This is a genomic window from Kitasatospora sp. NPDC001603 (assembly GCF_040298365.1).
GTDB lineage: Bacteria > Actinomycetota > Actinomycetes > Streptomycetales > Streptomycetaceae > Kitasatospora.
This window is the reverse complement of record NZ_JBEPAA010000070.1, coordinates 5519-20294: the sequence shown is the minus strand read 5'-3', so window position 1 is coordinate 20294 and position 14776 is coordinate 5519. Positions and strand designations below refer to the sequence as shown.

14 protein-coding genes and 1 pseudogene are annotated in these 14776 nt (G+C 74.2%); 10 read left to right on the top strand and 5 right to left on the bottom strand.

Annotated features, from left to right (window positions below):
* Positions 1-49: 49 nt before the first annotated feature.
* From gcl to ABT263_RS30815, 3 genes are all read left to right on the top strand, one after another.
* Positions 50-1828, top strand: coding sequence for a glyoxylate carboligase (gene gcl / locus ABT263_RS30825; RefSeq protein ID WP_352295377.1), 1779 nt, complete (start codon positions 50-52; stop codon positions 1826-1828).
* Positions 1829-2051: 223 nt separating this feature from the next.
* Complete coding sequence (locus ABT263_RS30820; RefSeq protein WP_352295334.1) at positions 2052-2618, top strand: pyridoxamine 5'-phosphate oxidase family protein; 567 nt, start codon at positions 2052-2054, stop codon at positions 2616-2618.
* A gap of 69 nt (positions 2619-2687) precedes the next feature.
* Positions 2688-3176 carry a glutathione peroxidase gene (locus tag ABT263_RS30815; RefSeq protein ID WP_329485994.1) on the top strand — a complete coding sequence of 163 codons (489 nt, stop codon included), beginning with the start codon at positions 2688-2690 and terminating at the stop codon, positions 3174-3176.
* A 66-nt stretch (positions 3177-3242) separates the two neighbouring features.
* Here the strand turns inward: ABT263_RS30815 and sigJ are convergent, their stop codons facing one another.
* The gene (gene sigJ / locus ABT263_RS30810) at positions 3243-4181 is read right to left on the bottom strand and encodes an RNA polymerase sigma factor SigJ (RefSeq protein ID WP_352295332.1); all 939 of its coding nucleotides are present in this window, start codon (positions 4179-4181) and stop codon (positions 3243-3245) included.
* A gap of 187 nt (positions 4182-4368) precedes the next feature.
* On the opposite strand from sigJ, the pseudogene ABT263_RS30805 reads away from it, so the two are divergent.
* A pseudogene (locus ABT263_RS30805) lies at positions 4369-4737 on the top strand (hypothetical protein); the annotation flags it as partial.
* On the opposite strand, the gene ABT263_RS30800 reads toward ABT263_RS30805, so the two are convergent.
* Positions 4725-5498 (bottom strand): DUF4386 domain-containing protein, encoded by a 774-nt coding sequence (locus tag ABT263_RS30800; protein WP_352295330.1) that lies wholly within the window; start codon positions 5496-5498, stop codon positions 4725-4727. The pseudogene ABT263_RS30805 and the gene ABT263_RS30800 overlap by 13 nt on opposite strands.
* A gap of 81 nt (positions 5499-5579) precedes the next feature.
* Here ABT263_RS30800 and ABT263_RS30795 point away from each other — a divergent pair, with 81 nt between their 5' ends.
* Positions 5580-6257, top strand: a complete 678-nt coding sequence (locus ABT263_RS30795) for a TetR/AcrR family transcriptional regulator C-terminal domain-containing protein (protein ID WP_352295328.1) — start codon at positions 5580-5582, stop codon at positions 6255-6257.
* A gap of 38 nt (positions 6258-6295) precedes the next feature.
* On the opposite strand, the gene ABT263_RS30790 is transcribed toward ABT263_RS30795, so the two are convergent.
* From ABT263_RS30790 to ABT263_RS30780, 3 genes are all read right to left on the bottom strand, one after another.
* Positions 6296-7312 (bottom strand): hypothetical protein, encoded by a 1017-nt coding sequence (locus ABT263_RS30790; RefSeq protein WP_352295326.1) that lies wholly within the window; start codon positions 7310-7312, stop codon positions 6296-6298.
* Between the two features lie 94 nt (positions 7313-7406).
* Positions 7407-9209 (bottom strand): serine/threonine-protein kinase, encoded by a 1803-nt coding sequence (locus ABT263_RS30785; RefSeq protein ID WP_352295324.1) that lies wholly within the window; start codon positions 9207-9209, stop codon positions 7407-7409.
* A 330-nt stretch (positions 9210-9539) separates the two neighbouring features.
* On the bottom strand, positions 9540-10472 hold the full coding sequence (locus tag ABT263_RS30780) for a LysR family transcriptional regulator (RefSeq protein ID WP_352295322.1): 933 nt from the start codon (positions 10470-10472) through the stop codon (positions 9540-9542).
* A gap of 107 nt (positions 10473-10579) precedes the next feature.
* Here ABT263_RS30780 and ABT263_RS30775 point away from each other — a divergent pair, with 107 nt between their 5' ends.
* The 5 genes from ABT263_RS30775 to ABT263_RS30755 all read left to right on the top strand — a co-directional run bounded on the left by ABT263_RS30775 (position 10580) and on the right by ABT263_RS30755 (position 14587).
* Entirely contained in the window at positions 10580-11284 is a 705-nt protein-coding gene (locus ABT263_RS30775; protein WP_352295320.1) for a succinate dehydrogenase cytochrome b subunit, read from the top strand.
* Positions 11281-13227 carry a fumarate reductase/succinate dehydrogenase flavoprotein subunit gene (locus ABT263_RS30770; protein ID WP_352295318.1) on the top strand — a complete coding sequence of 649 codons (1947 nt, stop codon included), beginning with the start codon at positions 11281-11283 and terminating at the stop codon, positions 13225-13227. Before ABT263_RS30775 ends, ABT263_RS30770 begins: the two co-directional genes overlap by 4 nt.
* Positions 13224-13961 (top strand): succinate dehydrogenase/fumarate reductase iron-sulfur subunit, encoded by a 738-nt coding sequence (locus ABT263_RS30765; protein WP_329486004.1) that lies wholly within the window; start codon positions 13224-13226, stop codon positions 13959-13961. The genes ABT263_RS30770 and ABT263_RS30765 overlap by 4 nt, the downstream gene beginning before the upstream one ends.
* Positions 13962-14123: 162 nt before the next feature.
* Positions 14124-14288 (top strand): hypothetical protein, encoded by a 165-nt coding sequence (locus tag ABT263_RS30760; RefSeq protein WP_352295316.1) that lies wholly within the window; start codon positions 14124-14126, stop codon positions 14286-14288.
* Positions 14285-14587 carry a hypothetical protein gene (locus tag ABT263_RS30755; RefSeq protein WP_352295314.1) on the top strand — a complete coding sequence of 101 codons (303 nt, stop codon included), beginning with the start codon at positions 14285-14287 and terminating at the stop codon, positions 14585-14587. The genes ABT263_RS30760 and ABT263_RS30755 overlap by 4 nt, the downstream gene beginning before the upstream one ends.
* Positions 14588-14776: the final 189 nt, after the last annotated feature.

Below are 14776 nucleotides of genomic sequence, written 5' to 3'. Positions count from 1 at the left end.
AGCCCTCCGACCCACTGCGGGCCGATGCAGGAGATACCCGATGCCTCGTATGACAGCCGCCCGCGCGGCAGTGGAGATCCTCAAGCTCGAAGGCGTTGAGGTCGCGTTCGGCGTGCCGGGCGCGGCGATCAACCCGTTCTACCGGGCCCTCAAGGAGGGCGGCGGCATCCGGCACACGCTGGCCCGGCACGTCGAGGGCGCCTCCCACATGGCGGAGGGCTACACGCGCGCCAAGGCCGGCAACATCGGTGTCTGCATCGGCACCTCCGGCCCGGCCGGCACCGACATGATCACCGGCCTCTACTCGGCGATCGCCGACTCGATCCCGATCCTGTGCATCACCGGCCAGGCGCCGGTCTCCAAGCTGCACAAGGAGGACTTCCAGGCCGTCGACATCGCCTCGATCGCCAAGCCGGTCACCAAGAAGGCCACCACCGTGCTGGAGGCCGCCCAGGTCCCGGGCGTCTTCCAGGAGGCCTTCCACCTGATGCGCTCCGGCCGTCCGGGCCCGGTCCTCATCGACCTGCCGATCGACGTCCAGCTGACCGAGATCGAGTTCGACCCCGAGACCTACCAGCCGCTGCCGGTCTACCAGCCGCGGGCCAGCCGTGCCCAGGCCGAGAAGGCGATCCGCTTCCTGCTGGAGTCCGAGCGCCCGCTGATCGTCGCCGGCGGCGGCATCATCAACGCCGACGCCTGCGACCTGCTCGTCGAGTTCGCCGAGCTGACCGGCGTCCCGGTCATCTCCACCCTGATGGGCTGGGGCACCATCCCCGACGACCACCCGCTGAGCGCCGGCATGGTCGGCGTCCAGACCTCGCACCGCTACGGGAACGCGACCTTCCTGGAGTCGGACTTCGTCCTCGGCATCGGCAACCGCTGGGCCAACCGCCACACCGGGTACAACCTGGAGGCGTACACCAAGGGCCGCACGTTCGTCCACGTCGACATCGAGCCCACCCAGATCGGCAAGATCTTCGCCCCGGACTACGGCATCGCCTCCGACGCCAAGGCCGCGCTGGAGCTCTTCGTCGAGGTCGCCAAGGAGCTCAAGGCCGAGGGCCGGCTGCCCGACTTCACCGCGTGGGCCGGGTCCGCCCAGGAGCGCAAGGCCACCCTCCAGCGCCGCACCCACTTCGACAACATCCCGATGAAGCCGCAGCGCGTCTACGAGGAGATGAACAAGGCCTTCGGCCCGGAGACCCGCTACGTCACCACGATCGGCCTCTCGCAGATCGCCGGCGCGCAGATGCTGCACGTCTACCGGCCGCGGCACTGGATCAACTGCGGCCAGGCAGGCCCGCTCGGCTGGACCATCCCGGCCGCGATCGGCGCCGCCACCGCCGACCCGGGCACCCCGATCGTCGCGCTCTCGGGCGACTACGACTTCCAGTTCATGATCGAGGAGCTGGCGGTCGCCGCCCAGCACAAGGTCCCCTACATCCACGTCCTGGTGAACAACGCCTACCTGGGCCTGATCCGCCAGGCGCAGATCGGACTGGACATCAACTTCCAGGTCAATCTGGAGTTCGAGAACATCAACACCCCGGAGCTCGGCGTCTACGGCGTCGACCACGTCAAGGTCGCCGAGGGCCTCGGGGTCAAGGCCATCCGCGTCACCGACCCCGACCAGCTGGGCGCCGCCTTCGAGGAGGCCAAGAAGCTCGCCGCCGAGCACAGCGTCCCGGTCGTGGTCGAGGCCATCCTGGAGCGCATCACCAACATCTCGATGAGCCGGACCGTCGACATGAGCGACGTGACCGAGTTCGAGGAGCTCGCCACCCTGCCCGAGCACGCCCCCACGGCCATCAAGCCGCTGGCGCTCTGAGCCGCGCGGTTGCCCGGCGCCCCCACCGGCGCCGGGCCTGCGCCCCCCGGGGGCGCGGGCGGCACCCCCGGGCCGCGCCGGGCGCACCACGGCGCCCGCCCGGCGGCGAGCCCGCCCCGTCCGGCGCGACCGCGTTCGGCACGCCGGTCGTCCGGGTACGTACCGGTGCACCGCCCGCACGCGACCGCAGCGCGCGGGCTTCCGTAGCCCGGGAGGCCACTCCGTGCCCTTCACCATGAGCTTGTCCGAGCGCGAGGCCTTCCTGGCGGGCCCGCACGTCGGGGTCCTGGCCGTCGGCGGCGACGGCGCCCAACCGGCCGGGCGCCTGCTGGCCGTCCCGATCTGGTACTCCTACCGGCCGGGCGGCGTCCTCACCATCCTGACCGGCCGGGACTCCGCCAAGGCCCGCCGGATCCGTGCCAGCGGGCGGTTCGCGCTCTGTGCCCAGCAGGAGGAGCCGCCCTGCCGCTACGTGAGCGTGGAGGGCCCGGTGGTCGCGATCGAGGACGGGGTCGACCCGGCCGAGCGCGCCGCGATGGCCCACCGCTACATGCCGCCCGCCACCGCCCGCGCCTACCTCGCCGCCACCACCGAGCAGTTGACCGCCGACATCGCCATCCGGATGCGCCCCGAACGCTGGCTCAGCGCCGACTTCGCCGCCGTCGCCGCCCGCTTCGACGCGCGGACCGGGGCCCGGACCGACGGCCGGCCCGAGGCCCGCTCCGACGCCCGGTCCGGCCGGACGGGAGCAGAAGAGGGGGCGGAACACCCGGAGCCCGGTCGTGGTTGACCGGGGCGGGGCGGCTACCGTTCCGTGACGAGTGCTGCACCGATATCCGACCATCCGAAGGGGACTTCCGTGAGCCTGTACGACATCCCGCTGCGCACCCTGTCCGGCGAGACCGCCTCGCTGGCCGACTACAAGGGCAAGGCGCTGCTGATCGTCAACGTCGCCTCCAAGTGCGGCCTGACGCCCCAGTACGCCGGCCTGGAGCGGCTCCAGGCGCGCTACGCCGAGCGCGGCTTCACCGTGCTGGGCTTCCCCTCGAACCAGTTCGCCGGGCAGGAGCCGGGCAGCGCCGAGGAGATCCAGACCTTCTGCTCCACCACCTACGGCGTCTCCTTCCCGCTGTTCGAGAAGACGGACGTCAACGGCGCCGACCAGCACCCGCTGTACGCGGCGCTGACCCGGACCGCCGACGCCGAGGGCCAGGCCGGTGACGTGTCCTGGAACTTCGAGAAGTTCCTGGTCTCGCCGGACGGCACGGTGGCCGCCCGGATCCGGCCCCGCACCGAGCCGGAGTCGGCCGAGGTGATCACCGCGATCGAGGCCGTCCTGCCGGCCTGATCCGCACCACCGCCGGAGGAGCCCCGGGGCAGCCGCCCCGGGGCTCCACCGCGCCCGCCCCCGGCATCACCCGCCCCAGCGCCCGAGCTTCTCCGGGTTGCGCACCGCCCAGATCTGCGCGATCCGCTCGCCGGCGAGGCCGAACGCGGCCACCGTCACGGTGACGCCGCCCCGCCGGGCCGCCAGTCCGGGGCGGCCGTTGACCGAGCGCTCCAGCAGCTCCATGCCCGGCGCCAGGTCGCCGATCCCGACGATGTAGCGGGCGATCCGCTCGGCGCCCGTGACCGGGCGCAGCGCGGCGCCGGCCAGCCCGCCGCCGTCGGCGGTCATCGTGGCGTCGGGGTCGAGCAGGCCGACCAGGGCGGCGATGTCCTTGGCCTCCCAGGCCTGCTTGAACTCCCTGATGATGCGGGCTTCTTCTTCGTCCCGCACGCGCGGTGCCACCGGCGGCCGGGCCGCGCGGATCCGGCGGCGGCCCGAGGAGGCCAGCTGCCGGCAGGCCGCGGGCGTCCGCCCGACGATCGCGGCCACGTCGGCGAAGGGGTACTGGAAGACGTCGTGCAGGACGAAGGCGACCCGTTCGGCCGGGGTCATCGATTCGAGCACGACGAGGAACGCCATGTCGACGGACTCGTCCAGGGTGACCAGGTCGGCGGGGTCGCCGCCGGCGCCCGGCCGGCCGTGCAGCCACTGCGCGCCGTCCGGCAGCGGCTCCGGGATCCACTCGCCCACGTAACGCTCGCGCCGTGCCCGCGCCGAGCCGAGCACGTCGAGACAGATCCGACTGGCCACCGTCGTCAGCCACGCCCCGGGGGACTCGACGGCCTCCCGCTGCTGCCGGGACATCGCGTACCAGCGGGCGCAGGCCTCCTGGACGGCGTCCTCGGCCTCGGCCAGCGAGCCGAGCAGCCGGTAGGCGATGTCGATCAGCTGCCGGCGCTCGCCCACGAGCACGCTCAGGCTCGGGTCGGGCCGGTCCGGTCCGGGCTCGGGTCGACTGGTCATGGTCGTGACGACTCCCTCGTTCGGGCCTGACCGCACCATGATCCACAGGTCGTGCCGGTGGGCCCGGGCCGGGGTGGCGCCTGACGTTTACGGCGGCTGTGTCGTCGGACCGGTGAGCGGCCGGTTCGCCGGCCCTCGGACACGGTCGAGAAGAAGCAGAGTCGAGCGACAGAAGGAAGGGGCCCTCATGCCCACCCGGACGACGGCACCGCAGCACAGTCCCAGGCTCTCCGCGTTCCTGCGGGTCGCGATCGCCCTGCAGACCGCGGCCATCTTCTTCCAGGCGGTCACCGCCGGGCTGTTGCTGTCCACGTCCTACGGAGAACCGCTGCACAGCGGCGGGGCCCGCGGGATGTACGCCACGACGATGCTGTACGTCCTCGCCTCGGTCCTGAGGTGGCGGCCGGGCGGCGGTTCGCCCCGGCCCGTCCTCCACTCGACCGGATTCCTCGTCCTCGCGTCGGCGCAGGTGGTCCTGGGCGTCCAGCACGTAGCGAGCCTGCACGTCCCGCTGGGCGTCCTGATGTTCGGGCTGAGCCTGCTTCAGCTGGGCCGGGCGACGGCGGGCCACCTGCGGCCGGCGGGGCCGGTTTCGGGTCCGGCTTCGGCGTCGAGCGCCACCGCGGCGGTTCCGCCGGCTCCGACGGACGCTCCGCGGAAGCCGCGGAGCACGAGCCAGCCGGCGAGGGAGAGCTCCCAGGCGAAGACCGGGACGGCCGCGGCCGTGCCGGGCCCGGAGAGCTGAGCGTAGCGGCCGAACAGCACGGCCACCGCGGAGGCGCAGATCAGCGGCCCGCCCACCAGGCCCAGCGCGGTGATCACCCGCGGCACGGCCCCGGTCCGGTGCAGGAGCACGGCCAGCATCAGGGTGTTGACGCCGAGGATCAGATTGGGCCCGAGCAGGAAGGTCCAGTCGTGGACGGCGATGAGCGCCTTGGCCGCCACGGCGAAGGAGGAGGCACCGGCATCGGAGGCCGCCGGTGCCTCCCGGCGCAGCGTCACCACCGCGAGCACGCTGACCAGCCCGAGGACGATGACGACCGCCTCCAGCAGCCGGACGCACACATAGCCGAGCGCGAGCCCCTCGTGCCGGCGCCGGAGGACCGGAAAGAGCGTCACCCCGGTGCCCACCACCGCCAGGGCCAGGACCACCTCGCACAGCGCCCCGAGCAGGACCCGGTTGTCGGCACCCGCGCCCAGCACGTAGTCCGTGCCGTCCAGCAGCGGTCGGTACAGCGTCAGCCCGGCCACCGCGGCGACCTCGGTCACCAGGAACAGCACGCCCGCCGCGATGCCCTCGCGTCTGTCTGTGTCCATTGCGGAACTCCCCACCCAGTAGCACAGGTGTACGGCGTACACCTGTCGATGACGATAGGCGTACGCCGTACACTCGTCAAGATGAAGCAGTCAGCGGACGGAACGCGGCGGGCGCCGCTCAGCCGGGAACGGGTCCTGCGAGCGGCGGTGGTGTTCGCCGACGGCGCCGGGACGGACGCGATCAGCATGCGCAAGCTCGCCCAGGAGCTGGGCGTGGTGCCGATGGCGCTCTACAAGCACGTGGCCAACAAGGACGAACTCCTCGACGGCATGGTGGACCTCGTCGTCGGCGAGATCGGCCCGCCCGGCGAGGGCGGCTGGCAGCCCACGATGCGCGCACGCGTCCTCGCCGCACGCCGGGTCCTGCTGCGGCACCCCTGGGCCGCGGGCGTGATCCAGTCCCGCACCAGCCCCACCCCGGCGGTCCTCGGCTACCTCGACTCGATGGCCGGCCTGTTCCGGACCGGCGGTTTCTCCGTCGGCCTCACGCACCACGCGATGCACGCCATGGGCAGCCGGCTGCTGGGCTTCAGCCAGGAACTGTTCGACGACACCGCCGCCACCCCCGACCCGGCGGTGCTGCGGCAGCTGGCACTCGCCTACCCCCACGTCGCGGAGATCGCCGGCGCCGCCGGACACGACGAGGCGTCGACGGTCGGCGGCTGCGACGACCAGGCCGAGTTCGAGTTCGCGCTGGACCTGCTGCTGGACGGGCTCGAACGGCTACGGGCCACAGAGCAGTTGGCTCGGGAGCGGTGACGGCTCGGGAGCGGTGACGGCTCAGGAGCCGTGACGGCTCAGGGGCAGTGGTAGGGGAACGAGACGGAGACGCTCCGGGGGCCCGGGGACAGCAGCTCCAGGGTGGCGGTGGACGGGAGCGAGCCCTGGCCCTCGAAGCTCCAGCGCAGCACCAGCTCGGTGCGGTGCGTGCCGGAGCCGACCTCCTGCGCCAGCTCGCCCGAGGTGGTGCCGTCGCTGCGCAGCCAGCGGTAGCGGAGGGTGCCCGCGCCGCCGTTGGTCTCCACCGCGGCCGTGATCACCGCGGTGCCGCCGCAGCCGGGGCCCGCGGGATCGGCGCTCGCACCGACCCCGGTGACCGCCAGGGCCGGCATGGTGAAGCGCCAGAACAGGAAGGCCAGGAGGACCAGCAGCAGCACCACCGGGAGCAGCACGCGCCACACCCCGCGCCGGCGGGGCGGCCGCTCCGCCTCCGGGAGGACGGCACCGTGCCAGACGGCGGCGGCCTGCGGCGGGACACCGGGGCCGAACCGCCGCAACTCCCCCGGTGCGAGCGGCTGTTCCGCCGGCTCGCCGGACGCCGGGACGCCGTGCGACGGGGTGCCGTGCGGCGGGGTGCCGGTCTCGCCGGGCTCCGGTGCGCCGGGGAGCGTGGCGGTCTCCCCCGGTGTGGACGCGCCGACCAGCGTGGTGTTCTCCCCCGGCGCCGGTGCGCCACCCCAGACCCGGGGGTCCAGGAAGGTCGCGCTCGCGGCCCCGGTCTCGTCGAGCCGGACGGTGGCCTCGGGGTCGGGCCCGGCCGCGACCGTACGGGCGGCCGCGGTCCCGTCGAGCCGCACCGGCTGCTCCGCGTCGGGCCGCATCCGGACAGTGGCCTCGGCATCGGCCTTCGGCCCGAGCGTGACCGTCCGGTCCGCCCCGGGCTCGTCGAGCCGGACGGTGGCCTCGGGGTCGGGCCCGAGGCGGACCGTCCGGTCGGGGCGCCGCGCGCCGGCGGCGAGCGGAGCGGTCCGGTCCGCGGCCGCGCCCGGTGCCGGGGCGGAGTCCGGGGTGGAGTCGGGGCGGGGCGTGGACATGGCTGCTCCAGGGAACGCGGTGGGAAGGGTGGTGCGGGGCCGGCGGCAGGGGTTCGGCCGCAGGGGCTCGGCGGTAGCGGTCAGCGGTGGCGGATCAGCGCGGCGGGTCGCACAGGTAGGCGGCCACCTCGGCCGAGGTCTTGCCCGGCTTCGCCGCCGCCGGGGTGGTGGAGACCCGGACGCCCCAGGTCGGGAAGGTGTCCGCCGAACCGAAGTCGTGCGGCCGGGTGACGGTGGCGCGGCCGTCGCGGAGCACTACGGTGTCCGTCGCGACGGTGATCGACCGGCCGCCCGAGCTGTGGTACCAGCTCAGCGTCAGGGTGCCGGTTCCCGCGCCCTGGGCGACCACCGTGACCGTGGCGGTCAGGCTCCACCGGCCGCCGCAGGTCAGCGAGTCCAGGTTCACCGTGGTCACCGCGAGGGTCGCCGGGGCGACGGTGGCCGTCGGGCTCGGGGTGGGCGGCGCCGTCGGCGGGACGGTGGTGGCGGGCGGGGCCGACGGCTGCGCGGCCGTGGGAGTCGCGCCGCCGGGCGGGATCGACGGCGCACCGGGGGTGGGCGCGCCCGTCGCGGGCGGGGTCGCCTTGCCGGTCGGCGGCTTGCCGGTCGGCGTGGCCGCGGGCGAGGTGCTCGGACCGCCCGAGGTCGCCGACGGCGAGGGCGACGCGGCCGGTGTGGCCGCCGGATCGGACGGACCGGCGTCCGGGGTGCCGGTGGCACCGCCCGCGTCGGGCGACGGACCGGCCGCCGGGCCGGGCGCGCCGAGCGTGGTGGTGGCCTCCGGAGAGGCGCCGCCGACCACCGTACGGGCACCGCCGTCGGCCGCCCCGGCGATCGCCATACCCGCCAGCGTGGCCAGGGTCAGCGCCCCGGCCGCGACCCCGACGAGCGCCTTGCCGCGGCTGCCGAGCCGGGCCCCGCGCCGGACCGGGGAGAGCCGGGCCGGGGTCTGCCGCACCAGGGTGGCCGAGCCGCCGGCGTCGGGCAGGGCGGTGTGCGCCAGCGAGGTGCCGCCCGCCGCGCCGCCAGTGCCGGGCAGCAGCAGCCCGAGCAGCGCCACCAGCGCCGTGAGGTCCAGCCGTCCCTTCTCCTCCCACTGCGGCCCGTACCCGGCCGCCGCGACGGCCTCCAGCTCCTCGACCAGCTCGGCCGCGCTCCCCGGGCGGGCCCGCGGGTCCTTGGCCAGGCCCGCCAGGATCAGCGGCCGGACCGGGTCGGGCGCCAGCTCGGCCGGGATCGGGGCCTCGGTGTGCTGGACGGCGAGCTCGGCGAACGTCACCCCGTCGTACGGACGGCTGCCGGTGAGGCACTCGAAGAAGGTCACGGTGGCGGCGTAGACGTCACCGGCCGGGGAGGCGGGCCGCCCCGCCCACTGCTCGGGCGGCATGTAGGCGGGGGTGCCGGAGACGTCGCGGTCGTCGCCGCTCGGCACGGCGATGCCGAAGTCGACCAGCTTGGAGGTGCCGGCGACGTCGACCAGGACGTTGCCCGGCTTGTAGTCGCGGTGCACCACACCGGCCTCGTGGGCGGCCGCCAGGCCCAGCAGCGAACCCTTCAGCACGACCAGCGCCGCCTGCGGGGTGGTGGCGCCCTCCGCGCGGAGCAGGTCGCGCAGCGCGATCCCGTCCACCAGCTCCATCACGATGGCGGCGCCCCGCTCGCCCTCCACGTACTCGTAGAGGCGGGTGACGTGCGGGGAGTCGACGGCCGCGAGGACCAGCGCCTCCTCCCGCAGGGCGGGGGTGCCGAGGGAGTCGTGCAGGTACTTGATCGCGACGGGGGTGCCGGTCACCCGGTGGTGGGCGAGCACGACCCGGCCGCTCGCGCCGGCGCCGAGCTCCCGGTCGTGCAGGTAGTCGGGGAGCTCCCAGGGGCGCGCGTCCTCGATCCCCGGCACCCGGTCCCGCGGACCCTCCGGCACCCGGCCCCCGGAACCCGCCGGCGACCCGCCCCGCGGATCCCCCGGGGCCGGGTCCTGCGGACCCGCCGCCCCACCGGTGGGAGCGTCGCCGCTCCCGGTCGGTCTGCCGCCCTGCTGCTTCCCGCTGTCCATCGTGCGCTCTCTCCCCGTGACTGCCCGGCCGCTCCTGCGGCGTCGCACCCTACGACACCGCGGCTACCGCCTGGGACGCGGCCCGAGAACAGCGGGTTCCGGCGCCCCGGAGCCGCCGGGTCACGATTCGGGTGCTTCGCACACCGTGCCAACCACCGAGTCCGTCCGGCCCGGTCACGGCTCCAGCAGCAGCCGGGTGCCCGGCGGCAGCTCGCCCGCCCGGGCCGCGTCGCGCAGGTGCCTCAGCAGGGTCTCGCGCAGCGCGGCCGCCGCCCGGGTCAGCGGCACCTCGTGCCCGTGCGCGACGGCGATCGTCCGCCCCAGCCCCGGCCCGGCGAACGGGGTGACCGCCAGGCCCGAACGGGCCGCCACCATGCCCGGCACCACGGCCGGCCCGAGCCCGGCCCGGACGAAGCCCAGCACCGCGTCCATCTCCCCGCCCTCCACCGCGAACTCCGGCTCGAAGCCGGCCTCCCGGCAGGCCGCCAGGGTCGCCTCCCGCACGTCGTAGCCCTCCCGGAACATCACCAGCGGCCGGTCGCGCAGCTCGGCCACCCGCACCCGCCGGCGCCGGGCGGCGGTGGCGGCCCGGGCCACCAGCACCAGCTCCTCGTGCAGCAGCTCGGTGACGGCGAGGGCCGGCGCCGCCTCCCCGCTCGGCGGGGTGATGATCAGCGCGACGTCCAGCTCCCCCGCCGCCAGCGTCCGGACCAGGTCGCGCGAGCCGCCCTCGCGGACCACCAGCGCCACTCCCGGGTAGCGGTCCCGGAAGACCCGCAGGACGTCCGGGACCAGGCTGGTGCACAGGCTCGGCGGCGCCCCCAGCCGGACCCGGCCGCGGCGCAGCTGCACCGTCTCCTGGACGGCCAGCCGGGCGCTCTCGGTGTCCGCGAGGATGCGCCGGGCCAGCGGCAGCAGGGCGTCCCCGGCGTCGGTGAGGGCGATGTTGCCCCGGGTGCGGTGGAACAGTTCGGCACCCAACTCCCGCTCCAGGGCGCGGATCTGCTGGGAGAGGGACGGCTGTGCCACATGCGCCGCCTCGGCCGCCCGGGTGAAGTGGCGGGTCTCGGCGACGGCGAGGAAGTAGCGGAGTTGCTGCAGCTGCACCCGGCCAGGATAGGCCGCTCCCCAGCGCGGACCATAGCCTGTGGCTATCACGGTGAGCCGCGGCATGTCTTGGACGTACCGTCGGGCCCGTCCCTACCGTGGTCGCCATGACAACCGCGACTCGGACGGCCCGGCATCCGTCCACCCTGGTGACCCTGTGGCGGTCGACCGTCGGCAAGAAGGCGGTCATGGCCGTCAGCGGACTGGTCATGCTGCTGTACCTGGTCGCGCACATGCTGGGCAACCTGAAGGTCTTCTTCGGCCCGGACGACCTGAACGGCTACGCGCACTGGCTGCGCACCCTCGGCCAACCCGTCCTGCACTACGAGTGGTTCCTGTGGATCGCCCGGTTCGGCCTGCTGGCGGCCGTCGGGCTGCACGGCCTGGCCGCGTACCAGCTGAGCCGGCGCGACCTCAGGGCGCGCCCCAGCAAGTACGTGCACCAGCGGCGGCGGGCCAGCTACGCGACCCGGACGATGCGCTGGGGCGGGGTGATCCTGGCCCTGTTCATCGTCTGGCACATCCTGGACCTGACCACGCTCACCGTGAACCCGGCCGCCGAGCACGGGCACCCGTACCAGAACATCGTGGCCTCCTTCTCGAACTGGTACAGCTGCGTGGTCTACGTCGTCGCGATGCTGGCCGTCGGCCTGCACATCCGGCACGGCTTCTGGAGCGCCGCGCAGACCCTCGGCGCCAACAACGCCCGCCGTGACCGCGCGTTGAAGCTGACCGCCAACGGCCTGGCGCTGGTGCTGACCGTCGGCTTCCTGTCCGTCCCCGTGGCCGTGATGACCGGAGTGGTGAGTTGACCCCCTACAGCGAGTACAGCGTCGGCGATCCGGTCGCCGATACCCGGGCCCCCGGCGGGCCGATCGAACAGCGCTGGGACCAGCGGCGGTTCGACGCCAAGCTGGTCAACCCGGCGAACCGGCGCAAGCACACCGTGATCGTGGTCGGCACCGGCCTGGCCGGCGGCGCGGCCGGCGCCACCCTGGCCGAACAGGGCTACCACGTCGTCCAGTTCTGCTTCCAGGACTCCCCGCGCCGGGCCCACTCGATCGCCGCCCAGGGCGGCATCAACGCCGCCAAGAACTACCGCAACGACGGCGACTCCGTGCGCCGGCTGTTCTACGACACCGTCAAGGGCGGCGACTTCCGCGCCCGCGAGTCCAACGTCCACCGGCTGGCCCAGGTCTCGGTGGAGATCATCGACCAGTGCGTGGCCCAGGGCGTCCCGTTCGCCCGCGAGTACGGCGGCCTGCTGGACACCCGCTCCTTCGGCGGCGTGCAGGTCTCCCGCACCTTCTACGCCCGCGGCCAGACCGGCCAGCAGCTGCTGCTCGGCGCGTACCAGGCGCTGTCGCGCCAGATCGCGGCCGGCAACGTGGAGATGCACGCCCGCACCGAGATGCTCGACCTGCTGGTGATCGACGGGCGGGCCCGCGGCATCGTCGCCCGCGACCTGGTGACCGGTGAGATCAGCACCCACACCGCCGACGCCGTGGTGCTCGCCACCGGCGGCTACGGCAACGTCTTCTACCTCTCCACCAACGCCAAGAACTCCAACGCGACGGCGATCTGGCGCGCCCACCGGCGCGGTGCCTGGTTCGCCAACCCGTGCTTCACCCAGATCCACCCGACCTGCATCCCGCGCTCCGGCGAGCACCAGTCCAAGCTCACCCTGATGAGCGAGTCGCTGCGCAACGACGGCCGGATCTGGGTGCCGAAGGCCAAGGGCGACACCCGGGCACCGGGCGAGATCCCCGAGGACGAGCGGGACTACTACCTGGAGCGGATCTACCCCTCCTTCGGCAACCTGGTGCCGCGCGACATCGCCTCCCGGGCCGCCAAGAACGTCTGTGACGAGGGGCGCGGCGTCGGCCCCGGCGGCCAGGGCGTCTACCTGGACTTCGCGGACGCCATCCGACGGCTGGGCCGCGACGCGGTGGCCGCCAAGTACGGCAACCTGTTCGAGATGTACGAGCGGATCACCGCCGAGGACCCGTACCGGGTGCCGATGCGGATCTACCCGGCGATCCACTACACGATGGGCGGACTCTGGGTCGACTACGACCTGCAGACCACCGTCCCGGGCCTGTTCGCGGTCGGCGAGGCCAACTTCTCCGACCACGGCGCCAACCGGCTCGGTGCCAGCGCCCTGATGCAGGGCCTCGCCGACGGCTACTTCGTCCTCCCGCCGACCCTCAACGACTACCTGGCCCGCAACCCGCTGCCCGCCGTCCCGGCCGACCACGCCGAGATCGCCTCGGTGGAGGCCGAGGTGACCGACCGGCTGAACCTGATCCTGGCGGTCGGCGGCGACCGGACGCCGGACTCCTTCCACCGCGAACTCGGTGAACTCCTCTGGGACGAGTGCGGGATGGCCCGCGACGAGGCCGGACTGCGCCGCGCCCTGACCCGGATCCCGGAGCTGCGCGAGGAGTTCTGGCGCCGGATCCGGGTGCCCGGCACCGGGCAGGAGCTCAACCAGTCGCTGGAGAAGGCCAACCGGCTGGTCGACTACTTCGAACTGGCCGAGCTCATGTGCCTGGACGCGCTGCACCGCGCCGAGTCCTGCGGCGGCCACTTCCGGACCGAGAGCCAGACCGAGGACGGCGAGGCGGCCCGCCGCGACGACGCCTTCTCCTACGCCGCCGCCTGGGAGTTCACCGACACCGGCAGCGCCCCCGTCCTGCACCGCGAGCACCTCGACTTCGAGCACGTCCACCCCACCCAGCGGAGCTACGCGTGAACCTCACACTTCGGATCTGGCGCCAGGCGGGCCCGGACACCCCCGGCTCGATGACCACCTACCAGGTCACCGGGATCAGCCCGGACATGTCCTTCCTGGAGATGCTCGACACCCTCAACGAGGAACTGATCACCCGCGGCGACACGCCGGTGGCCTTCGACCACGACTGCCGCGAGGGCATCTGCGGCGCCTGCGGCATGGTCATCAACGGCCAGGCCCACGGCCCCGAGCGGACCACCACCTGCCAGCTGCACATGCGGCACTTCGCCGACGGCGACACGATCGACGTCGAGCCCTGGCGGGCCGCCGCCTTCCCGGTCGTCAAGGACCTGGTGGTGGACCGCTCCGCGTTCGACCGGATCATCGGCTCCGGCGGCTACATCACCGCCCCCACCGGCAGCGCGCCCGACGCCCACGCCACCCCGGTGCCCAAGGAGGCCGCCGACACCGCCTTCGAGCACGCGGAGTGCATCGGCTGCGGCGCCTGCGTCGCCGCCTGCCCCAACGGCTCGGCGATGCTCTTCACCTCCGCCAAGGTCGTCCACCTCAACGTGCTGCCGCAGGGCGCGCCCGAACGCCGCTCCCGGGTGCGCGACATGGTCGCCACGATGGACGCCGAGGGCTTCGGCGGCTGCACCAACACCGGCGAGTGCGCCACCGCCTGCCCCAAGGGCATCCCGCTGCCCAGCATCGCCGCGATGAACCGGGAGTTCCTGCGCAGCGCGGCGGGCTGAGCACCCCGCCGGCCGTCCCGCCGCCGCTCCCCGCCGGGTGCCTCCGGGACGGCCGGGGCGCGCGGGCGGGCGCACGCGCCCCGTGCGGGTGGTGGTTCGTCAGGACCGCTGCTGTACTCCGGGAATTCGCGCTACGGTGGTCCCCGCGCCAAGGAGGGTCATATGCCCGAGGTTCAGTCCTGCGCCGGGTGCGGCGGGTCCGGGGGGACCGAGAAGACCGAGGCCACGGTGGAACTGGACGAGGAAGGGAGCATGGTGGCGAAGCTCAACACCTTCTGGTCGCCGTGCAGTCGATGCCACGGATCCGGGACGGTGATCGTCGGATGAGGCTGGTCTTCGAGTGCGTCGAATGCGGCGGCCACTACCTGCCGCCGGAGACCATGGCGTACCCCGACGGGCCCGCCTCGGCGCTCTGGTGCGCGCACTGCCAGGCCGCGAAGCGGGCGGCGGGCCTGCGTGAGGACCCGCTGCTGGCGCGGATGGCGCTGGCCGGCGCCCGGGCCGCACTGGCCCACCGCGCCGCCGAGGACACCGGGGCGACGCGCGCCGACATCCGGCCGTCCAGGCCGCCGCTGTCGCGCCGGGCCCGGTCCGGGCCGGGCGGGGTGCGCGGCAAACTGGCCTGAACCGGCCCCCCTCGGCCGCGATCGGAACAGGCCACGGGTCAGCACAGGCCGCGGGTCAGCACGGGCCACGGGTCAGCACAGGCCGCGGTCGGAACAGGCCGCGGGTCAGCACGGGCCACGGGTCAGCACAGGCCGCGGTCGGAACAGGCCACGGGTCAGCACGGGCCACGGGTCAGCACAGGCCGCGGT